The organism is Pseudomonas sp. WC2401 (assembly GCF_041200115.1).
GTDB lineage: Bacteria > Pseudomonadota > Gammaproteobacteria > Pseudomonadales > Pseudomonadaceae > Aquipseudomonas > Aquipseudomonas fragi.
Map to the genome: position 1 here is coordinate 243,932 of NZ_CP165623.1, position 21,929 is coordinate 265,860.

Here is a 21,929-nt window from a genome sequence, read left to right on the forward strand (position 1 = left end):
GCAGTGATAACATCGCGAGCAAGCCCGCTCCCACAAGATTTGTGTTTCAGACTTTGAACACGGGCACCGGGTTGCACCAGCGCTCTTTGTACTCACGGTCGGCGCGGCCAAACGAGAAGCGCAGCGCCTTGTTCATACTGCGCGCCTGCTCCCATGCGGCCTGGGTGTTGATAAAGCTCAACACGCTGCCGGGGCTGAATTCACGGGTTTCGGGATCGACACCGCCATTGACGTACTCGACGCTGATCCACTCGGGGGATTCGGCGCGGTACACCAATTGAATCGCAATCGGCGCATCGTTGAGGAAAATCACCGAGCCAATCAGCAAATCGCGCAACAATTCGATCACTTCAGCCATGCGTTCGGCCCCGGTGGCCACAAAGCCCCAGCGGCGTAAAAACAGATCGCAATAAATGCTTGCCAGCTCAACGCTGGAAAACTGCGCAACCGGACGCACAACGCCGCCCGCCTCCTCCAGCAGACGCAGTTCGCGGCGCTGGTTGTAGCGGAATTTTTTCGACAGCTCTTCGGGCGTGCGGGCCATCGCCAGCTGCTCGGTTTGCGGCAGCAGATTGCTGAAACGGCCTTCATTGAGCTGCGACAGATACCGCCCACGATGGCGCAAAGGCGCCGCCGCATTGGCAGCAGCCGGCAGAATCAGCTCGGCATTACCCAGGTCGAAGAGGCCTTTCTTGCCATGACGCTTGAGCACATCCTTGGACAGGGCCAGGTCGCGGCCCCAGGTCGGAATCGCCGCTTGCAACTCGCCGCCCTGCTCCCAGGCCAGGTAGCGCACCGGGATACCCGCCAGCTGCGCCAAACGCTCAACCACCATTGGATGGGTGGCGACGCTGCCGCCAAACCGCTGCCAGGCATCGGCATAAGTGGCCGAATCAACAACGCTCCAGCCGCGCTCGCGCCAGCCTTGAAATCGATTGAGCATCAGGACTCCGCAGTCAGGTCGGTGACTTGCGCCAGGTGCCAGAACGTATTGCGCACCGCCTGATCACTGAAACGCTCGTGCAAGCGTTCAAGCATCAGTTCGGCGCAGGCCATACGCTGTTCATCATCGAGTTGAGCCAGGTGCTGCAGGCCTTGGGCCAGATGCTCGGCATCACCCAGCGGGAACAGGATGCCCACGCCTTCGACCACTTCCTTGGCCCCCCCACAGGCCGTCGCCAGCAGCGGCACGCCTGCGGCCATGGCCTCAAGCAGCACCATACCGAACGGCTCGTGGTCGGAGCTCAGCGCAAAGACGTCAAAGGCACGGAAATAGCGGCGTGCATCGGGCACCTGGCCCAAAAACAGCACCTGCCCTTCAATACCCAACTCGGCGGCCAGCGCCTTGAGCGACTGCTCCAGACGCCCCTTGCCCATGATGACCAACTGGCTGTCAGCGGGCAGACCGGGCAAAGCCTTGGCGAAACCACGGATCAGCGTGGCCTGGTCCTTGTCCGGATGAAGGCGGCCGACGTTGCCGACAATAAAGCCATCCACTGACAGCCCCAGCGCTTCACGCGCCGGAGTGCCGGACAACTGCCCCGCCTGCACGGCGTCGATATCGATGCGGTTGTACAGCGTGTTGATACGGCCAGTGGGCCACTTGGGCAGGCACTTGCGCATGTCATCACGCACCGCATCAGAGACCCCGAGCAGGCTCAGGCGCTTGCGGAACAGATGGGCGAACAGCTTGCGGCTGCGTCGCTCATAGTCGCCAAAAGCATGATGCACGCCGATCACCGGCAAACCGGTGGCCAACAAGGCGACATAAATCGGCTTGAAGCGATGGGCGATGCAAAAACTGAAATTGCGCGAGGCGGCAATCTTGCGCAGCCTGGCGATGGCGCCCAGCTTCAGGCCACGGATGGCCTTTGAGCTGAACTCCATGAAAATCACTTCATCGGACACACAACCTGCGGCCACGTCGGGGTCTGCCGCCCCGGTCAAAAAGACCGTGGTGACCTTGTACCCGGTGCCGGCAAACAGGCTGGCGTACTGGCGCGCACAGTCCAGAAACGGCCCGTCATAGCCGTGGCAGAACTGCAGCACATGACGCTCAGTCGAGCGATTCATAAGTCTCGGCGCCGTCTTTAACTACCAGAATGTCTTCCATGATCAGGTACTGCAGATCGGAACCGAAGAACATGTTCAACGCGTCCGTCGGCGAGCAAACCATCGGTTCGCCGCGGCGGTTGAGCGAGGTGTTCAGCGATACACCGTTACCGGTCAGTACTTCCAGCGCCTTCATCATGTCGTAGTAGCGCGGGTTGTATTCGCGCTTGAGCACCTGGGCACGGGAGGTGCCATCTTCATGGACAACCTCTGGCACACGGGTCTTCCACTCTTCAGCCACTTCAAAGGTGAAGGTCATGAACGGTGCCGGGTGATCGACCTTGATCATCTGCGGGCCCACAGTGTCGAGCATCGACGGGCAGAAAGGCCTCCAGCGCTCACGGAACTTGATCTGTTCGTTGATGCGGTCAGCCACGCCTTCGCTGCTCGGGCAACCGATGATCGAACGGCCACCCAATGCACGCGGGCCGAACTCCATGCGCCCCTGGAACCAGGCCACCGGGTTGCCATCCACCATGATCTTGGCGATGCGCTCCGGGGTGTTTTCGATTTTGCGGTACGCAGGCTTGCCCGGGTGACGGGCACAGGCTGCGATCACATCTTCGTTGCTGTACGCAGGGCCGAGGTAGACGTGTTCCATCTTCTCGACCGGCACGCCGCGGGCGTGGGACACATAGGCCGCTGCACCGACTGCGGTACCGGCATCACCGGACGCAGGCTGTACGAACAGTTCCTTGACTTCCGGGCGGGCGATGATTTTCTGGTTCAGCTTCACGTTCAACGCGCAGCCGCCCGCAAAGGCAATCTTGCCCGTCTCTTTGAGGATGTCGCCCAGGTAGTAGTCGATCATCTGCAGCGACAGTTTTTCAAACAGCGCCTGCATGCTGGCCGCGTAGTGGATGTACGGCTCGTCGGCGATATCGCCTTCGCGCTTTGGCCCCAGCCACTCGATCAGTTTTGGCGAGAAGTAGAACCCCTTGCCCTTTTCCTTGTAACGGCGCAGGCCGATCACGTTGGCGTATTCGGTGTTGATCACCAGTTCGCCGTTTTCAAACGAGGCCAGACGCGAGAAGTCGTATTTGCTGGCGTCGCCATAGGGCGCCATGCCCATGACCTTGAACTCGCCATCGAGCATCTCGAATCCGAGGAACTCGGTAATCGCGCCATACAGGCCGCCCAGGGAATCCGGGTCAAAGAATTCCTTGATCTTGGTGATCTTGCCGTTTTCGCCGTAGCCGAAGAACGTGGTGGCGTACTCGCCCTTGCCGTCGATGCCCAGGATCGCGGTTTTCTCTTTGAAACCCGAGCAGTGGTAGGCGCTGGAAGCGTGGGCCAGGTGATGCTCGACCGGCTCAATCTTGATTTTCTTCGGGTCGAAGCCCAGTTGCTCAAGGCAGAACACGATCTTGTTGCGATAGCGCTTGTAGCGCCGGTTGCCCATCAGGATCGCGTCAAGGGCGCGGTCCGGGGCATACCAGTAGCGCTTGGCGTAGTGCCAGCGGGCCTTGCCGAACAGGCTGATCGGGGCGAACGGGATCGCCACCACATCAACGTCCGAAGGTTTGATACCCGCCTGCTCTAGGCAGAATTTTGCGGATTCGTAGGGCATGCGGTTCTTTGCATGCTTATCGCGTACGAAGCGCTCTTCCTCAGCCGCCGCTACCAGCTTGCCGTCGATATAGAGGGCTGCGGAGGGATCATGGCTAAGGGCGCCGGACAGGCCAAGAATCGTCAATGCCACTGGATTAGCCTCTTTTGAATGCAGGCAGGCGGCGGGCGCCTGAAAAAATGATGCGTTCCTCGCAGTTCGAGAAACAGCTAAAGAGCGGGATTATAGCGTAAAGACACCCGCAATGACCCAGTGCGATTTGCCACGCCCCGAGCGGGCCCTCGATCCGCGAAAAACATCGCAGGCCATATATATGTAATGCCAATGCCGTAGCGCTTTGGGATTTGCTGTGGGCATACCGGCGCATATGCCAACCGACAGGACATCCAACATGCCCACCGCCCTCGAAAACCTCAAGAACGCAGAGCGCGACCTGCTAGTGCTGATCAATGCCCTGCCCGGCCTCGACCTCTCACTGGACCATCGCTTGCGGGTGTTTTTCCCGCAATTGCCCGCCGACGCCTGCACGGACTCTCTCTTCCTCAATGAAGAAGTTGCCGCCGAGGCCGGCCAGGCCCCCACCATCAGCAGCCAGTCAGTCACGGCACTGATCGACCAGTGCTACCTGACCGGCCAAATACCGACCTTCGTGCAGGGTGCTGCACGTATTTACAACTACGCCTACACCCTCGACAACCGGCACCTGGCCGCCGGTATTTCGGCGCCGGCGCTGGAAAAGTACCTGGAGTTTGTCGTGCGTTTCCCTGAGATGTGCGTGCGTGATGCCCTGAGCGACTTCTGGCAAACGCCGCACCAGGGCCTCAACGGGCAGCCTCCCAAAACCTGGCTGTCGCAGTTTGCGCGCAGCCTGATCCGCAATGAAGCCAGCGTGCGTCATGCCGACACCACCTTGAGCCCCGCCGCGATGGAGGTCATCGATCAGGCCATGCCTGATCCCGACACTGTGGTGACCTCACCCCTACCCAGCCCTTACAGCTTTTATACGCTGGCCCTCAACGGCCATGTTTCACAGCCCGCTGTGGCCCTGTACGGCGCTTTCGTGATCACCACCACCAACCTGCCCCTGATCTACGGCGATACGCAGCGCAAAACCGTGGTGCAAGACGCAACCCCGCGCCCTGTAGTGCTTTATCTGCCCGGCAGCGGCCTGGAGGCATTTGACTCAATCGCCGCGCTGACCCTCGAGCTGGGCGAACGCCTCAAGGACCCTTACCAGCGTGACACCCTGCTCGACTGCACCCTGGCCGAAGAGCGCGTGCGGGCCTTGGCCCGTGAACAGGTGGATTACAGCCCGGTCACCCGAGAAAACGTATCAACGTTTTATAGCGAACAGTTGATCCACAAGCAGGCACTCGACATGCGCCATGCCTGGTCGCAGGCACGGGCCCAGAAACAGGACTCCTCACTCGACGAACTGTCCGAATGCGTGAATCTGTCACTGGCCTCAAGCCTGCCCCTCAAGCCGGCCAATATTTTACGCAACCGCTATACCCGGCTGGTGGAGAGCCAATTGCCCGGCTGGCTGAAAAACGCTTCCGATGACAACAAAAGCCAGTGGCGGCTGGCCGTTGAGCGCTTGAACCATGAGCGTCTGGCAGCCGAGAGCGACGATACCCACAGCCTCAGCGAGATCGGGCGCAGACACACACTGCTGGGTTACGCCCGCCGCCAGTTGCAGCAACAGATCAAAAAGGATCACGGCATAGACGTCGATCCCGATGGCATTTTCATCTCAACCACCGAGGCCGTACAAACAGGCCCCTTGATATACCCCATCGGCGGATCTGCATACCCGGCTGGGGCCAGTACCGGCAGAACCGGTCCGGCGATCAGTTATCGCACCACCCGTCACAGCCTCAGCGAACTGGCGCTGGCCAATGTCGGCATCTGGGACGTCACCTTCGCCCTCACTGCACAGGTCAAAGATGGCGCCGGCAATAAACATACCGTGCTGACCAGCAGCTACCTGAAAAGCCTGGTACGCCAGTTGGACGTGGGCGAAACCTACAAAAAAAGGCTCAACGACCTGCTGGTCAACTCCCCCCGAGCCCAGTGGCGCAAGGAGCGCTACGCCGCCTTCAAGCAGGCACAGATGCGTCTGGACCTGCTTGAAGCCAGATTGTCCGGCGCGCTGACCGCCGAGCAGGCGACCTGGGTCCAGACTGCACTGGATTTCCCTCTTGAAAGCACCCGGCCACGGGTCAACGGCGAACAGATCAAGATTCATCTGCTGATGCTGCGTTACAAACCCCTGCCGGGCCTGCTGGTGCTAAGTACCACCGGCTCACAGCAGTTGCTGTGCTACACCCCCGACGCCCCGGAAAATCGCTGGTTCCTGATTGCCCATTCCCGCAGCGAACTGGGCCGACTGCTGTCGCGCCCCCAGTGGCACGCCTATGTACTGCGCCGTGTCACGCCAGCCCAGCAACCCTATATCAGGCCACTGCTGGAGCAGGGGCTGAGCGACACCAACCTGCAACTGCAGGGCATCAGCCACAACCTGTTCGAAGCGTCCTACGACACCGAAGCCTTGCATGCGATTCGCGATGCCGACGAGCAATCGACGTCCACCTGGGAAAGCAATGTCAACACGGCCAAGGAGGCAGTGCTGACGGCGATCGATATCCTGTCGTTCGCCCTTCCCACCCGCATACTGTTGCCCATCGTGCTGGCGCGGTTTATCGCCCAGATCCTCAGGGGCCTCGACGCCCTGCAGCGGGATGAAAAACACGAGGCACTGCTGCACTTCATGGAATCCATCACCCACCTCACCGACGGAGCCTCTGATTTCACCGGCTCGGCCATATTCCGCACGTCCATACGCCAGCGCATCCCGCAGCCCACACCGACCTTGAGCCCTGCAGCAGCCAGCAGCCTGCCTGGCGCCCAGCTTCGGCTGCGCACCGGGGACAAATACGCCTCGGGGGTCTATGAACTGCCCGGCCACAATGGCCAGACCATCCATTACAGCAAAATCGCCAACGGCAAACTCTACCGCAGCCGCTATGACAACCTCGATGAGGCCTGGCGGGCGCTGGATCAGCGCAAACCGGACGCAGCCTACAGCATCATCCTGCGTGAACTGTCGGCCGGGCTATGGGATGTCGACCCGACCACCCCTCTGCTCAAACAGAGGTCAGGGATTGAACGGGTGATTGACAGTGCCCGGGTGCGCGGCGTTGACCTGAGCAACCGCACCCCGGACGAACAGGGCATCTACCGCATAGATAACCTGCAATACATCCAGCAGGACGGCGTGGTGTTCGAGGTGTACAGCGGCTGGCTGGGGCGCAACCTGTACCTGCAGTTGCCAGCAGGCTCCAGCAGCGGCGCCGGCGCCAGCTACAAGGTGCGGCGCACTTCAGGCTACTGGGAAGTCAAGCATCGCCTGGCGGACGGCAACAAGCGCTGGGAGCCCCTGACCGCCGACAGCTCGGCCCTGCCTGTGGATATCCCGGCGGGCAGATACAGTGACTACGACATCCCCGCCGAACACAAGGAAACCCTGCAGAACATCATCACCTATGCCCCCTCGACGCTGCACGGCCACACTGATTTTCCGGGCACAATCTCTCGCCACAGCAAGGCAAGCCAGGCATTCAAGGAGCTGAGGATCACACTGCTGACACACGCCCAGGCCTGGTTCCTGACCCGGCCTGCACGGCCCCGCGTCACCCGCCCGCAACTGCCGGCGAACATCGCGCAGCAAGACCTGATAAAGCGCCTGTTCGAACACACGGACGGCATTATCTGGGGTGAAACCCACGCTCACCAGTCGGGCAAGCGGATCCTGATCGACAACATGCGCGAACTGTCCCGGCACAACGTAAAAACACTTTATATGGAGCACCTGCAGTCCGACCTGCATCAGGGCCTGCTGGATGATTATCATCAAACCGGCAAGATGCCCCTGCGCTTGAACAAGTTCCTCGAAATCCAGGACGAAGGCCATCAAGTCAGCCTCGCCAATGACTGGACCTTCAGCCACCTGGTACGCGAAGCCCGCAAGCACGGCATCAAGGTGGTTGCCATCGACTGCTCGGCCAGTTATCACCCCAAGGGCACCCCCAGCGAAACCCCCGGGATGACCCGCTATGAAATGTTCAGCTACTTCGCCTCGCGGACCATCCGCGCCCACCAGGCCCGGACTGGAGGGGGCAAATGGATGGCCCTGATGGGCAACTCACATGCCAATACCTTTGAAGGCATCCCGGGGCTGGCCGAACTCGAAGGCGCCATCGGCGTGCGCATAGCGGACTCTGCACCAGGTACCAGCCGGGGCCTGCGTCAGGATATCGGAGCGGTCGTCGCTTCAGACCACAAACATCCGCACTACCGCTTTCTGAAAAACGACTACTGGCTGCAGGTCGACATCCCGGGCACCAAACCCAAGCCACCGGCGCTCTCGCCGGCGCAAAACAACCAACGGCTGAGCACTCCGGGGTTCTTTCGCCTTGAAAGCGCAGGGGCGCAGGGTGCGGAGCTGATCCACCGCTCCAGTAACCACGAGATTGTGCATACCCCCTTGCAGACCGACCCCGGCGGCCAGTTCTTTATCGAGCGCGAGAGCTGGCCGACGATCCACCAGAAACGCTACGACCAGCTCAGGGACCTGATTGCCGACCTGCAAGACATCAACATGACACAGGTGCAATAACTGCCAACTGGCCGGCAGGGGCAGCTTCGGGCCGCCCTTGTCGGCTGTTTTGCTGGATATCTGCACATCAGCCGCTAAACTGCGCGCCCTCTGCTAGCCTCATCCCCCGTTGCCCTGCACGGGTCGTGTCACACGGAAGCCCGATTTGCCCATGAAATATTTCACCCCTGCTCACCTTGCCCTGCTATTGCCCGGCCTGTGCCTGCCCCCCGTCGTCAGCGCAGCCCCCCTGGAACTCGACCCCAGTGTCATCACCGGCTCACGCAGTACCAGCCCGAGTTTTGACCTGCCGTATTCGGTCGACAGCATCAACCAGGAGCAGATCCAGGATGGCCAGTTGGGCATCAATGCTTCAGAAGTGCTGTCCCGCGTACCCGGACTGGTGGTGCAAAACCGTCAGAACTACGCCCAGGACCTGCAAATCTCGTCCCGCGGCTTTGGCGCCCGCTCGGCATTTGGCGTGCGTGGTATCAAACTGATTGCCGATGGCATCCCGGCGAGCACCCCGGACGGCCAAGGGCAGGCGGCGACGTTCAACCTCGACACCGCCGAGCGTATCGAAGTGTTGCGCGGCCCGGCAGCCACCCTGTACGGCAGCAATGCCGGCGGCGTGATCCAGATGTTCTCCCGCGACGGCGAAGGCCCGCCGCGCATTGGCGCCGAGACCCTGGTGGGCAGCGACGGCATGAGCAAGAACCACCTTACTGCCGAGGGCGCGACCGACGACGTCGGCTTTGTGCTGGATGCCTCGCGCATGGACACCGACGGCTACCGCGAACACAGCGCTGCGCGCCGCGACCAGACCTTTGCCAAGCTCAACCTCAAGCCGGATGAAGACAGCAAACTGGCGCTGATCTACAGCAGCCTTGAACAGAACGGCACCCAGGACCCGCTGGGCCAAAGCTGGGAAGCCTATAAAGCCGACCCGCGCTCGGTAACGCCAAACGCCATTACCTACAACACCCGTAAAAGCATCGACCACCAGCAACTGGGCCTGAACTACGAGCGCTATATCGGTGACGCGACCCTGCAGGTCAATGCCTATACCGGCACGCGCAGTGTGATTCAGTATTTGGCGATACCTAAGTACATCGGCAATACCACTGAATTGAACCCGGCTAACGAACGTGGAGGCGGTGTTGTGCAGTTCGACCGTAAATTTTACGGGGCGAATGTTCACTGGATTCAACCTATAACAAGTGCACCGGGCGATCTAACAATTGTCAGTGGCCTGGACTTTGATCAAAGCCGTGATAATCGACACGGCTATCAGAACTACAACGGCGACCAACTGGGCGTAAAAGGCGAAATGCGCCGCGACGAAGTAGATACAGCTCGTAGCCTAGATCCGTTCGTACAAGCCAATTGGGCCATCAACAACTGGACCGTGCAAACGGGCTTGCGTTACAGCACGATGGAAATGGATGTAGATGATCATTTTTTGAGCAATGGCGATGCCAGTGGCACTAAACGCTACGAAAAGGCCACACCGTCTTTGAGCGTGATGTACGCCTTCACACCCGAACTACATGGCTATGTCAGTGCGGGCAAGGGATTTGAAACGCCAACACAGGCGGAGCTTGCCTATGCGCCGGGCGGACAGGAAGGCTTTAATTTCGGCCTGAAACCGTCTGAAAGCACTCAGTACGAAATTGGCCTAAAAGCTCAACTGAATGACACTCGCATTAATGCCGCTGTTTTCCAGATAACCACAGAAGATGAATTAGTCGTTGCAGGTTCAAAAGACGGAAGAACCAGTTACCAAAACGCCGGACGTACCCTGCGACGCGGTTTTGAACTAGGTATCGAAAGCCAACTGAGCGAACACTGGACTACCACCCTGGCCTATACCCGTCTGCAAGCGACCTACGACAGCGATTTCGTAAGTGGTAGTGGCACCAGCAGAAAGGAAGTGGACAAAGGCAACTACCTGCCAGGCGTGCCGCAGACCACACTGTTTGCGGAAGTAAACTGGAAGCCGACCGACTGGGTCAGCACGGCCATTGAAGGCATGTACCGCAGCAAGGTGTATGTGGAAGATACCAACACCGCCAAGGCGGCACCGGCTTATACCGTGTTCAACTGGCGGGCGAAATTTGAACAGAAGATCGAACACTGGACCTTCCACCAGACCTTGCGTCTGGACAACCTGCTGGACCGTCAGTATGTGGGCTCGGTGATTGTCGGCGACTCCAACAGCCGCTACTACGAAGCGGCACCGGGCCGCTCGTGGTATGCCGGCGCCGGGGCGCAGTACAGTTTCTAAAAGCCCCAGCACCCTCCCTGTGGGAGCGGGCTTGCTCGCGATGGCATCAATGCGGTTGACCTGGCCGACCGCAGCGCTTGGCATCGCGAGCAAGCCCGCTCCCACAAAGGCCTAGCCCGAAGCTTTGGGCAACCGCCCGTCAATCACCTGATACAACGCACTGCCCACCGGCCAGTTGCGCATAAAGCGCGCCCGGTCGCGGGCATAGGCCGCAGCAAAGCTGCTTGCCGAGCGATGCTGGCACATAGAATCCAGATCAATCAACGCCCAGCGGCCATCCGCCCAGAATACGTTATGGCCCTTGAGGTCACCGTGGCTGATGCGTTCACGCAACAGGTCGGCAAACAGCCGGTCCAGCGCCGCCAGCTCGGCCTCAGGCGCATCCCCCTGATCAACATATGGCGCAAAGCGCTCGATGATATCTGGCCCCGGCAAATGCTCGGTGACCAGATACGCCTTGCCCCGCAACCACAAGAACCGGGTCTCCAGCAGCGCCAGCGGCTTGGGCGTGGCAATGCCCAGAAACGCCAGTCGATTGCCTTCACGCCAGGAATGCCAGGCCCGGCTCGGACGCCAGAAGCGCTTGAGCCAGTGAGCAAAGCCCTTGATGTTGTAGCGCTTGATAACCAGCGTGCGGCCATCCACCTCAACCTTGCCGACACTGGCCGCGCCGCCGGTTTTGTACAGATGCCCCTGATCGAGCAAGGCATCGGCCCGGGCCAGCACCGGCAGCATGGCCGGCTCTTCTTCGCGCCGAACGGCACGCAGGGCAAAGGCCCCCTGCTGCACGCTGAACAACGAACAATCGCGGCCGGTCTTGTTCAAGAAGTCATGCAGGCGCCAGGCCCGGACTTTTTCGACCTGCTTGAGCAACGCTTCCAGCGGCAAGGCGTGTTCGCCATTGCTCAGCAAGTAGTGCACCAGCAACTCTTCAATAAATGGCTCAAGGCTGATGGGCAACTGGGCGAAAAACACCCCGAGGTTTTCCAGCACCTTTTGTCGCGACAGCGGTTTACCCGCGTCTTCGACACAAATGCCCGCGCCGTCGATCAAGTACAGCTTGCCGCCCTGGCGCAGCAGGTTGTCCAGGTGCAGGTCTTCCTGCCACAGGCCCTTGAGGTGCATCTGGCCGATGGCCGTTAGAGCCTCGGCGAGCACGGCAACTTGTTCGTCAGCCAGTACCGGCAACGACGCAACGGCATCCCAGGCATCACCCAGGCTGTGCGCGCCCTCAAGAAACTCGAACAGCAGCCAGCCACCCTCACCTTCTTGCAAGCCATCGGCCAGCAACTGCGGCGTGGTCAGGCCCTGCTCAGCCAGCAGGCGCACCCCGTTCAACTCGCGCTGAAAGTTGCGCGCCGCCTTGGCACCCACCATCAGCTTGGCCAGCACGGTACGCCCGCGCCACACCCCGGCGCCGACATAGCGCTGGCCCGGCAAGACTCGCAACAAGCTCAGCAGTTGCAATTGCGCAGGCCCGGCCGCGTCGGCCAGTTCAATGCTCAGTGGCAAGCCCGGCGCACGGCCAGACTTTTGCAGTTCGGACAAACGCATCAGCGGGCTCCCTTGTGATTGCGCCGCAGATTCAGGCGCGCCAGCCACGCGTCGACCAGACCACTGTCCATCGGCTGGTCCAGATAAGCCGCGAGCAAGGCCCGCACCTCAGCCTCGCCCCAGGCATGGGCCCGACGCAGCAACGGCTCGATATCCTTGACCCGGTCACGCTGGCCCAGCAGCAAGGGCCGGGTTTTCTCCAGGTCGATCAGTTGCGCGCGATAACCCGCGCCATCGGCCTGCAAGAAGATGTGCTTGGGGTAAAAACAGCCATGCACCTGGCGCGCAGCGTGAACACGCCGGGCCAACAGCCCGCACTCGTGCACAATCGCCTGCTGTTGCGCAGGGGTCAGTTGCGGCCATTGCTCCAACAATGAGTCAAGGTCATGCCAACCGTCGAGCGCCCGGGTCAGCAGCACTGCACGACGCTCGCCCGGCACTTTTCGCTCGCCAAAAAACACCGCTTCCAACGCCGGAATACCCATCTGCTGATAGCGCTGAATATTACGAAACTCGCGGGCAAAGGTCGGCTCGCCCAGCGGGCTGTGCAACGTGCGGGTCAGGTAGTTGCTCTGGCGCTTGAGGTAAAACCCCCGGCCTTCGAGGTCCATGCGAAACACGCTGCTCCAGCCACCACCACTGGTGTTGGGCTCGTCCACCGCTTCCAGCTGCACGGCCCACAGCGCATCGAAGTCAGCCAGGCCATTGCGCTCAAGCAATGCCCGGTCAGCTTCGGCGATAAAATCAGTCATTCCCGGCCCTCAAAAAAACGCACGATATGACGGACACGTTCCTTGTCCGCCGCATTGAGCGTCGTGCGCCCGGTGTATTGGAAATAGAAACGCAAACGCTGGGTCCAGGACAAATGGTACTTGGCCACTTTGTCGAGGCACGCCAGGTCTTTGGTGATGCGGTATTTAAGCCAGAAGCCGCGCCAGAAGTCGCCGTTGGGGCAGTCGATCAAAAACAGCCTGGGCTGGTCGTCGATCAGCAAATTGCGCCACTTCAGGTCGTTATGGGTAAAGCGGTGGTCATGCATGGTCTTGGTGTAGCGCGCCAGTTGGCGGCTCACGCAATCGACCCAGGCACGGTCCTTGAGCAACGGATCATGATTGTCTGCCAGCTCCGACAGGTCGCGGGTGTTGGGCAGTTCGCGGGTGATCATGGCGCCACGGGAATAGGCAAAGCCACTGCGCTCAAGGCCCCAGGCCACCACTTCGGCCGTGGGGATGCCCCACTTGGCGAAGCGCTTGAGGTTCTGCCATTCGGACTTGACCCGCGGGCGGCCCAGGTAACGACGCAAGCCCTTGCCCGCGCCGGTGTAACGCTTGACGTAATAATTCACACCATCGCGCTGCACGCGGATCACTTCCGACAGCGGGTCACGGGTCAGGTGTTCGCCCTGCAGGGCAAACACCGCTTCCAAACTGCCAAAATCAGACGCCAATGCACTGTAAGCAGGATCCAGATTCCAACCCGCCATTACAATGCATCCCCATAACGCTGTTTGCGTTCGTAGAGTTTGCTCGCCTTGCCTTCGAGCCACGCCAGCAGGCGGGCTTCTTCACGCAGGATCTGGCGCAGGGGCATCTGGAAGTAACCGCGCAAAAAGCGCAGTTTGTCCCGCTGGGTCAGGCCAATATCCAGTGCCGAAAAGTACAGCGCCGCCAGGTCCTTGTTGCGCCAGCGTTTGCTGATCACGGCCCGGGTCTGGGCGCGGTGCAGGTCGATCACCGACAGCCGGAAGTTGTCCGCCGTCACCGGCTTGTCGGTGTGCAGCAAGAAATGGCAGATATAGCAGTCGCGATGGTTGACCCCGGCGCGGTGCATCATGCCGGTCATGCGCGCCACTTCGGCGATCAGTGCATGCTTGAGCCTGGGCTGCGGCGGCTGTTTGACCCAGTTGAGGCTGAAGTCTTCAAGGCTGACCGTAGGCGCCAGCTCTTCAGTGATGATGAACGAGTGCTGCGCCGCCGGGTTGCTGCCCTTTTCTCCGTAGGCCACAGCGGTCATGGTCGGCACCCCGACTTCGTGCAGACGCTTGATCGCCCGCCACTCCTGGCCCGCACCGAGTACTGGCAGCTTGGCCGTCAGCAGGTTCTTGAACACTTCACCCCAGCCGATACCACGGTGGATTTTCACAAAGAAACCACGCCCGTCGACTTCGGTACGCAAGGTACGCCGGCCTTCCAGTTCGCGGTAAACCTCGCCTTCCAGGCGCTCGACTTCGGCGAACGCATCGCGCCCGGCCCACAAGCTCTTGAACGGTTCGGCAAGAATCAGTTTCATCAGTGTTGCTCCGCCAGAATCACATCCGCAGCGTGCTGCGGCATGCTGTAGAGGTCGGCCGTCTGCGCGTAGGCCAGGCCGTTTCGGCTCCAGGCCGCGCGCGCAGTGTCGTCGGACAACATGTGTGTCAGGTATTCATTGAGTTGCGCCTGCTCGAACGGTTCGTCCAGTACGCGGCCGCAATCGGCGTCGCTGATGTAGTGGGCGTAGCCGCAAACAGCGCTGACCAGCACCGGCAAACCTGCGACCAGTGCTTCAAGCAGTACGGTGCCGGTGTTTTCGTTGTAGGCCGGATGAATCAGCAAGTCGGCGCCCAGCAGGAAGCGCGGGATATCACTGCGCCCCTTGAGGAACTGCACATGGTCACCCAAGCCCAAAGTGGCACTCTGCAATTGAAAGACTTTGGGGTCGTCCTGGCCGATTACAAACAGTTTGGTGCGTTTTTTAAGCTCACCCGGCAAGGCCGCCAGCGCTTTGAGGCTGCGATCCACGCCCTTGGTCTTGAAGCCCGAGCCGATCTGCACCAGCAGCAAGTCGTCGTCTGCCAGATTGAATTCACGGCGGAACTCGGCACGAATCTCGGCCGCATTGGCCGGCGCGCGGCGGTCCAGGGCAATGCCCGGCGGCAGCAGGTGGAAGCGCTCCAGCGGGGTGTCGTAATGCTTGATAAACAACGGCTGCTGGACTTCGGAAATCATCAGGATTTCAGTCTTGGCATCCTTGGCGAACACCGCGCGCTCGTACTCGGCAAAGTGCTTGTAGCGTTTGAAGAAGCGATAAAACGAGTGACGCAGGTTTTGCGCCTTGTCTTCAAAGCAACCGTCGGCCGCGTAGTACACGTCCAGGCCAGGCATTTTGTTGAAGCCGATCAGGCGGTCCACGGGGCGCTTGGCCAGGTCGGCCTGCATCCATGCGAGCATTTTTTCGTTGCGGGTGTGGTTATGGAACGCCTTGACCGGCGCCACCAGCACTTCAAAGCCAGGCGGGATGTCGCCTTCCCAGATCATGGTGTAGACGCGGATTTGATGGCCGCGCTTTTGGCATTCCAGCGCAATGCGCATGAAATCCCGTTGCAGCCCGCCAAACGGAAAGTATTTGTACAGCACAAAAGCCAGTTGCATCAGCGCAGTTCCTCAGCCAGTAACAACGTGCTTAATCGACTCGCGACACGCTCAGGGTTCAAACGGGTGAAGCACAGGGGCCACTCGTTTTTCAGGTCAAACCGCTGCTGGTCCTGGGCAGTCGGAGTGTAGGTGCATTTTTTCTGCAGGCACGGCGCGCACGGAAAATCACTGGCCAGGTGGATCTGCCCCTTGCCATAGGCGCCGGTCAGGCCCGGGTTGGTCGGGCCAAACAGGGAGATGGTCGGCACATCCAGTGCGGCGGCCAAATGCCCCAATCCGGTATCGACTGCCACGCAGGCACTGGCACTGGCCAGCACCTTGGCGACACCCGCCAGATTCAATTTGGGCAGTACCACGGCATTATTCAAGCCATTGGCAATGCGTTCGGCCCGGGCCTTTTCGGCCGGGTTGCCCCACGGCAGGCGCACTTCGACACCCAGATGGCCCATGCGCTGGGCCAGATCGCGCCAGTAGACTTCAGGCCAGTGCTTGGTGTCCCAGGTGGTGCCGTGCAAAAACAGCACGAAGGGCTTTGTGCGCGGCAGTTCCACCAGCCTTTCAACATCCAGGCCGTAATCGCCCAGCCCTTTGGGCAGGTCGTAGCCCAGCGCAACGGCAAACAGCTGGCGCAGACGCTCGACCGCATGCTGCCCACGGGCCACCGCCAGGCGCCGCTGATAAAAGCGGCTGGCCAGGGGTTCACGGGCAGAGTCTTTATCCAGGCCGGCTACCGGGGCTTTTACATAACGGGTCAGCCAGGCACTTTTGACCAGGCCCTGGGCGTCGATCACCAGATCGTATTTTTCCGCGCGCAGGCTTTGCTTGAAACGGCTCCACTCGCCACTTTTGAGGGTTTGCCAGATATTTTTGCGCCAGCGGCGGATCGCCACAGGAATGACTTTACCCACCGCCGGGTGCCAGGTCGGGATTTCGGCAAAGCCCTCCTCCACAACCCAGTCAAAGGTGATACCCGGAATCGCCCGCGCCGCATCGGTCAGCGCCGGCAAGGCATGGATCACATCGCCCAGGGATGAGGTTTTGACCAACAGAACTCGCACCTAGTTGACCTCGACCGGTGAACCCTGCAAGCGCTGCAAGGCTTCCACCACCAAGTGCGGCATCAGCTCGCGCAGGCAGTTGTAGTGGCCAAAACGGCAGGTGCGGTCAAAACACGGGCTGCAATCGAGACCCAGGCGCACGATTTCAACCTTGTCCGCCAGGGGCGGGGTAAAACCGGGTGACGTGGAGCCGTAAACGGCCACCAGCGGGCGGTTCAGCGCAGCCGCGACGTGCATCAGCCCCGAGTCGTTGGACACCACGGCGTCGGCACAGGACAACAGGTCGATGGCCTCGGCCAGCGAGGTTTCGCCGCTGAGGTTGACCGACTCTTCGCGCAGCCCCGGGATCAGGCGCGAGCGGATCTCTTCGCCCACACCGTGATCGTTTTTCGAGCCAAACAACCACACTTGCCAGCCTTCACGGATCTTTTGCTCGGCGACTTTGGCGTAGTGCTCGGACGGCCAGCGCTTGGACTCGCCGAATTCGGCACCCGGGCACAGCGCCAGCACCGGACGGTCCAGCTCCAGGCCGAACTTGGCCAGGGCGCCGGCTCGGCTTTGCGGGTCAATCTGCAAATCGGGGCGCGGGTATGGCTTGGGCAGGTCAGCGCCCGGCTCATAGGCCAGGGCCATAAAACGCTCGATCATCAACGGGTAACGTTGTTTGTCGAGCTTGCGCACATCGTTAAGCAGGCCGTAGCGGAACTCGCCGCGCCAGCCGGTACGGGTGGTAATGCCCGCAAAAAACGGCACCAGTGCCGATTTCAGCGAGTTGGGCAACAAAATTGCCTGATCGTACTGGCCCTTGAGGGACTTGCCGATCTTGCGTCGCGTGGCCAGTTCGAGCGCGCCATGACCGAGCGGGAAGCTCAAGGCCTTGCGAACTTCAGGCATGCGCTCAAGGATGGGCCGGCTCCACTCGGGGGCCAGCACATCGATTTCGCACTGCGGGTGGCGCTGTTTGAGGCACTGGAACAGTGTCTGCGCCATCACCATGTCACCGACCCAGCTGGGCCCAACGATCAAAATATTCATAAGTTTCCATAAACAAGCAAGGGAGGCATTCGCCTCCCTGCTGTGATGCTATGCCGACATTACTTGACCAGTGTACGCCACTCTGGATGGTCCGTAGTCTTGCCGGTCACCAGGTCAAAGTAAGCCTTTTGCAGTTTTTCGGTGATCGGGCCACGGCGGCCGATCCCGATTTGACGCCCGTCGACTTCGCGAATCGGCGTCACTTCAGCGGCAGTGCCGGTGAAGAACGCCTCATCAGCGATATACACCTCGTCGCGGGTGATGCGTTTTTCAACAAACTTGTACCCCAGCTCAGTGGCCAGGGTCAGGATCGTGCTGCGGGTAATGCCGTTCAGGCAGGCAGTGACGTCCGGGGTATAAATCACGCCATCCTTGACCAGGAATACGTTTTCGCCCGAGCCTTCAGCCACAAAACCTTCGGGATCGAGCAACAGCGCTTCGTCGGCACCGCCGGAAATCGCTTCCTGCAGGGCCAGCATCGAGTTGATGTAATGACCGTTGGCCTTGGCCCGGGTCATGGAGATGTTCACATGATGGCGGGTAAAGGAGCTGGTACGCACCTTGATCCCGACTTCCAGGGCTTCGGCGCCCATATAGGCACCCCAGCTCCACGGCGCGATGATCACATGGACTTTCAGGCCGGTAGCACGCAGCCCCATCGCTTCGGAGCCGTAGAACACCATCGGGCGGATGTAAGCGCTGTCGAGGTTGTTTTCACGCACCGCAATGCGGGTCGCTTCGTTGATTTCGTCTTTGCTGAACGGGATCTTCATGCCCATGATGTGGGCCGAATCGAACAGGCGGTCAGTGTGCGCCTGCAAGCGGAAAATCGCCGCGCCCTGCGGGGTTTCGTAAGCGCGCACACCTTCAAACACGCCCATGCCGTAGTGCAATGTATGGGTCAGCACATGGGTCGTGGCATCGCGCCACGGCACCAGCTTGCCGTCATACCAGATCACACCATCACGATCAGCCATCGACATCATTACGCTCCTCAAAGAATCCAGCACCCGCACCACAAGGCGTCAGGCAAATTGGACGGGGCTTATGGACCCGCCGGATACGTTCTTACAGCTTTAACTCTGTGTGTGAGCCAGCAACCTAGCTCAATCCTAGCTCGGACCAGATGCGTCGCACGTGTTGACGCTCGACGACAAATTGATCCCCCGTGACCACCCCGGCCTCCTTTTGCAAGGCTTGGCGGTGGGCGACGGCGCGAAAGGCCTTGTACGCCTCGCGCAACAGGCTGGCATCGGTGGCGGGCATCAGCCCGACCTGTTCCAGCCCTTCCAGAATGCGGATATTGTCGGTGTAGCGCAGTAACGCCGGGTGTTCCCTGGACCACGCCAGGGCCGCGTATTGCACCATAAATTCAATATCGACGATACCTCCGGCGTCCTGCTTAAGGTCGAATGGCACAGTGGCCTCATAGGCATTTTCGGCAGTACCTGCGGCGGTTATCCGCGTGCCCAGGTTGTCGCGCATCTTGGCGCGCATCTCGCTGACCTCCTGGCGCAAGGTCGGCAAATCCCGCTCGCGGCCCAACACACTGGCACGCACCTGCTCAAACGCCGCCCCCACCTGCTTGCAGCCCACCAGCACGCGAGCACGCACCAGTGCCTGATGCTCCCAGGTCCAGGCTTCGTTTTCCTGATAGCGCTCAAAGGCACCGAGCGAACTGACCAGCAACCCCGAAGCGCCTGACGGGCGCAGGCGCATATCAACGTCATACAGCTGCCCGGAGTTGGTTTGCGCCGTCAGTAAATGGATGATCCGCTGGCCCAGGCGGGTGAAAAACTGCGCGCCGTCGATGGGCTTGGCGCCGTCGGTTTCGGCATTCGGGTCGCCATCGTGGATAAACACCAGGTCCAGATCCGAGCCATGCCCCAGCTCGATACCGCCCACCTTGCCGTAGCCGACAATAATAAAGCCGGGGTCGCACAGGCTGCCGTCGGTACGCTGCGGGGTGCCGTACTTGGCCACGGTCTGGCGCCAGGCCAGGGCCAATACTTGTTCCAGAATGGCTTCGGCCAACCACGTCAGGTAATCGCTGACCTTCATTAAAGGCAGGCTGCCGGAGATTTCCGATGCCGCGACCCGCAAACGGTGGGCCAGCTTGAAGTTGCGCAGGGCTTCCATTTGTTGCTCAAGGTCGTCCTCGGGAATGCGCGTCAGGCGTTCGCGCAACTCGGCGGCCAGCTCAGGGGCCAGCGGCGGCTTGAACAGGCGGCGCTCATTGAGCAGCTCATCGAGCAGCAACGGGAAGCGGGTGATCTGCTCGGCGATCCACGGGCTGGCCGCGCACAGCGTCAGCAAACGGCGCAAGGCGTCGGGGTTTTCGGTCAGCAACACTAAATAAGCAGAACGCCGGGCTACCGCCTCGACCAGCGGCAACACCCGCTCCAGCACCAGATCGGGGTTGGCGTGCTCAACGGCCTGGGCCAGCAATCTCGGGATGAAAGCATCCAGACGCTCGCGGCCCAAGCGCTGCATGGAGCGCAGCTGCGGACTGGAACGCAGGGCAGCCAGTTGCTTGAGGGCTTTGGGCGCATCGACAAACCCGGCTTCTTCAAGCTGGACACAAGCGGCGGCATCGTCCTGAACTTCTTCCCACAGCGGCAACCACTCCCCACCGACAATCAGCTCGCCTTCGTCGATGACCTCTTCCTCATCCGGGTCGGCAATGACCTGACGGAAGTGCCAGTCGATACGCCCACGCCACGCCATCAATTGCTCATGGAATGCCGCCCAGCTGTCAAAACCCATCATAAAGGCGATGCGAGCCTGATCCTGCTGATTGTCGGGCAGCATTTGAGTCTGGCGGTCGGCAATGGCCTGAATCGCATGCTCGGTGTACCGCAGGAACTCATAACCTTCGCGCAGCTCGCTGACCACCTCTGCAGGCAAATAACCCTGGCCTTCCAGAATGGTCAGGACTTTAAGCAGCGGTCGTTGTTGCAGGCTGAGGTCTCGGCCGCCGTGGATCAGCTGGAAAGCCTGGGCGATAAACTCCACTTCACGGATGCCGCCCGCCCCCAGCTTGATGTTGTCGGCCATGCCTTTGCGCCGTACTTCCTGCTGGATCAGCTGCTTCATGGTGCGCAGCGCCTCAATCGCCGAGAAATCGAGGTAGCGGCGATACACGAACGGACGCAACAGGCTGAGCAGCTGTGCGCCCATGACCTGATCACCGGCCACGACCCGGGCCTTGATCATCGCGTAGCGTTCCCAGTCGCGCCCCTGATCCTGGTAGTACTGCTCCAGCGCGTTGAAGCTCAACACCAGCGCACCGGACGAGCCATAAGGGCGCAGGCGCATGTCGACGCGGAACACAAACCCGTCGACGGTCATCGGGTCCAGTGCCTTGATCAAGCGCTGGCCCAGGCGGATAAAAAACTCCTGATTGTCCAGCGGGCGCTTGGCCCCCACGGTTTCGCCGCCCTCGGGGTAGGCAAAGATCAGGTCGATGTCCGAAGACAGGTTCAACTCCACGGCACCGAGCTTGCCCATGCCCAGGATCACCATCTCCTGTGGCTCGCCACTGCGGTTGCCGACAGGGGTGCCAAACTGCTGGCAATGCCGTTGATACAACCAGCGATAGGCCTGGTCGATGCTGGCATCGGCCATGTCCGACAGGTCGCGGCAGGTTTCGATCAAGTCTGCCTGGCGGTTGAGGTCACGCCAGATAATCCGGATTTGCTGGCGAGTACGCTGGCGGCGCAGCGCCCGGCCCAACTCATCATCGCTGCTGGCTGCCTGGGCGGCAGCAGCAATCTGCCCACACAGTTCACCGGGGCCGAAGCTGCGGTCCAGCTCGCCGGAGTGCGCCAGTTCGAGCAACATCAAAGGGTCACGCAAAGATTGTTCTATAAAGAAGTCGCTCGCCGCACTGACCCGGTTGAATGCCGACCAGCGCTCGGGTGACCAGGCGTCGAGCCCCTGCCCGCCCTCAAGCCCGGCGACTGCTGCGCGCCACGAGTGCTCGGCACGGCTGGCCAGGGGCTGTAAAAGGGCAGGAATTGGAGCAAGCGACGGAAGGCTCATGGTCTATCCTTGATCGGCGATGGTGTTGCCGAGTACGGTGACAGGAAGAAACAGCGGTTTAATCCGACTGTCGAACAAAGGTTATAAATAGCTCGAAGATCACTTTGTTTAGCATCCAGCCCGCATATTCAGGGCTGAAAACTGATAAACGCACCAACAATATCGATTTTTCGCACAACGAAACAGGTGGCCATCAGGA

At 60.6% G+C, this 21,929-nt stretch carries 14 protein-coding genes; 2 read left to right on the top strand and 12 right to left on the bottom strand.

What is annotated here, in order from left to right; all coding sequences use genetic code 11:
• Positions 1-46: 46 nt before the first annotated feature.
• From AB3G35_RS01020 to AB3G35_RS01030, 3 genes are read right to left on the bottom strand one after another with little or no spacing between them, the layout of a single operon-like run.
• Entirely contained in the window at positions 47-943 is an 897-nt protein-coding gene (locus AB3G35_RS01020; protein WP_106115459.1) for an antimicrobial resistance protein Mig-14, read from the bottom strand.
• Complete coding sequence (locus AB3G35_RS01025) at positions 943-2,073, bottom strand: glycosyltransferase (RefSeq protein WP_106115460.1); 1,131 nt, start codon at positions 2,071-2,073, stop codon at positions 943-945. The genes AB3G35_RS01020 and AB3G35_RS01025 overlap by 1 nt, the downstream gene beginning before the upstream one ends.
• Positions 2,057-3,814, bottom strand: a complete 1,758-nt coding sequence (locus AB3G35_RS01030) for a carbamoyltransferase (protein ID WP_083369663.1) — start codon at positions 3,812-3,814, stop codon at positions 2,057-2,059. Before AB3G35_RS01030 ends, AB3G35_RS01025 begins: the two co-directional genes overlap by 17 nt.
• A gap of 259 nt (positions 3,815-4,073) precedes the next feature.
• Here AB3G35_RS01030 and AB3G35_RS01035 point away from each other — a divergent pair, with 259 nt between their 5' ends.
• On the top strand, positions 4,074-8,360 hold the full coding sequence (locus AB3G35_RS01035; protein ID WP_369782235.1) for a dermonecrotic toxin domain-containing protein: 4,287 nt from the start codon (positions 4,074-4,076) through the stop codon (positions 8,358-8,360).
• A 151-nt stretch (positions 8,361-8,511) separates the two neighbouring features.
• A complete protein-coding gene (locus tag AB3G35_RS01040) occupies positions 8,512-10,626 on the top strand; it encodes a TonB-dependent receptor family protein (protein ID WP_369782236.1) in 2,115 nt (704 codons plus the stop codon).
• A 111-nt stretch (positions 10,627-10,737) separates the two neighbouring features.
• On the opposite strand, the gene AB3G35_RS01045 is transcribed toward AB3G35_RS01040, so the two are convergent.
• From AB3G35_RS01045 to glnE, 9 genes are all read right to left on the bottom strand, one after another.
• Positions 10,738-12,180 carry a lipopolysaccharide kinase InaA family protein gene (locus AB3G35_RS01045; RefSeq protein ID WP_106115462.1) on the bottom strand — a complete coding sequence of 481 codons (1,443 nt, stop codon included), beginning with the start codon at positions 12,178-12,180 and terminating at the stop codon, positions 10,738-10,740.
• Complete coding sequence (locus AB3G35_RS01050; RefSeq protein WP_016783253.1) at positions 12,180-12,932, bottom strand: lipopolysaccharide kinase InaA family protein; 753 nt, start codon at positions 12,930-12,932, stop codon at positions 12,180-12,182. The genes AB3G35_RS01045 and AB3G35_RS01050 overlap by 1 nt, the downstream gene beginning before the upstream one ends.
• Positions 12,929-13,663, bottom strand: coding sequence for a lipopolysaccharide kinase InaA family protein (locus tag AB3G35_RS01055; RefSeq protein WP_095039641.1), 735 nt, complete (start codon positions 13,661-13,663; stop codon positions 12,929-12,931). Before AB3G35_RS01055 ends, AB3G35_RS01050 begins: the two co-directional genes overlap by 4 nt.
• Positions 13,663-14,469: a lipopolysaccharide core heptose(I) kinase RfaP gene (gene rfaP / locus AB3G35_RS01060; RefSeq protein ID WP_016783251.1), complete on the bottom strand. Its 807-nt coding sequence runs from the start codon at positions 14,467-14,469 to the stop codon at positions 13,663-13,665. The genes AB3G35_RS01055 and rfaP overlap by 1 nt, the downstream gene beginning before the upstream one ends.
• Complete coding sequence (locus tag AB3G35_RS01065) at positions 14,469-15,590, bottom strand: glycosyltransferase family 4 protein (RefSeq protein ID WP_086799152.1); 1,122 nt, start codon at positions 15,588-15,590, stop codon at positions 14,469-14,471. Before AB3G35_RS01065 ends, rfaP begins: the two co-directional genes overlap by 1 nt.
• The gene (gene waaC / locus AB3G35_RS01070; protein WP_106115465.1) at positions 15,590-16,651 is read right to left on the bottom strand and encodes a lipopolysaccharide heptosyltransferase I; all 1,062 of its coding nucleotides are present in this window, start codon (positions 16,649-16,651) and stop codon (positions 15,590-15,592) included. Before waaC ends, AB3G35_RS01065 begins: the two co-directional genes overlap by 1 nt.
• Positions 16,652-17,686 (bottom strand): lipopolysaccharide heptosyltransferase II, encoded by a 1,035-nt coding sequence (gene waaF, locus AB3G35_RS01075; RefSeq protein WP_369782237.1) that lies wholly within the window; start codon positions 17,684-17,686, stop codon positions 16,652-16,654.
• Positions 17,687-17,745: 59 nt separating this feature from the next.
• Positions 17,746-18,669: a branched-chain amino acid transaminase gene (locus tag AB3G35_RS01080; protein WP_086799156.1), complete on the bottom strand. Its 924-nt coding sequence runs from the start codon at positions 18,667-18,669 to the stop codon at positions 17,746-17,748.
• Between the two features lie 118 nt (positions 18,670-18,787).
• A complete protein-coding gene (glnE, locus tag AB3G35_RS01085) occupies positions 18,788-21,730 on the bottom strand; it encodes a bifunctional [glutamate--ammonia ligase]-adenylyl-L-tyrosine phosphorylase/[glutamate--ammonia-ligase] adenylyltransferase (protein WP_369782238.1) in 2,943 nt (980 codons plus the stop codon).
• Positions 21,731-21,929 lie beyond the last annotated feature (199 nt).

What these genes read in the sequence shown, in the direction of transcription:
- AB3G35_RS01080 (WP_086799156.1), bottom strand. Translation starts at nt 18,669, where the DNA reads ATGTCGATGGCTGATCGTGATGGTGTGATCTGGTATGACGGCAAGCTG.
- waaF (WP_369782237.1), bottom strand. Translation starts at nt 17,686, where the DNA reads ATGAATATTTTGATCGTTGGGCCCAGCTGGGTCGGTGACATGGTGATG.
- AB3G35_RS01035 (WP_369782235.1), top strand. Translation starts at nt 4,074, where the DNA reads ATGCCCACCGCCCTCGAAAACCTCAAGAACGCAGAGCGCGACCTGCTA.
- AB3G35_RS01055 (WP_095039641.1), bottom strand. Translation starts at nt 13,663, where the DNA reads ATGGCGGGTTGGAATCTGGATCCTGCTTACAGTGCATTGGCGTCTGAT.
- AB3G35_RS01020 (WP_106115459.1), bottom strand. Translation starts at nt 943, where the DNA reads ATGCTCAATCGATTTCAAGGCTGGCGCGAGCGCGGCTGGAGCGTTGTT.
- AB3G35_RS01065 (WP_086799152.1), bottom strand. Translation starts at nt 15,590, where the DNA reads ATGCAACTGGCTTTTGTGCTGTACAAATACTTTCCGTTTGGCGGGCTG.
- AB3G35_RS01040 (WP_369782236.1), top strand. Translation starts at nt 8,512, where the DNA reads ATGAAATATTTCACCCCTGCTCACCTTGCCCTGCTATTGCCCGGCCTG.
- rfaP (WP_016783251.1), bottom strand. Translation starts at nt 14,469, where the DNA reads ATGAAACTGATTCTTGCCGAACCGTTCAAGAGCTTGTGGGCCGGGCGC.
- AB3G35_RS01050 (WP_016783253.1), bottom strand. Translation starts at nt 12,932, where the DNA reads ATGACTGATTTTATCGCCGAAGCTGACCGGGCATTGCTTGAGCGCAAT.
- glnE (WP_369782238.1), bottom strand. Translation starts at nt 21,730, where the DNA reads ATGAGCCTTCCGTCGCTTGCTCCAATTCCTGCCCTTTTACAGCCCCTG.
- AB3G35_RS01025 (WP_106115460.1), bottom strand. Translation starts at nt 2,073, where the DNA reads ATGAATCGCTCGACTGAGCGTCATGTGCTGCAGTTCTGCCACGGCTAT.
- AB3G35_RS01045 (WP_106115462.1), bottom strand. Translation starts at nt 12,180, where the DNA reads ATGCGTTTGTCCGAACTGCAAAAGTCTGGCCGTGCGCCGGGCTTGCCA.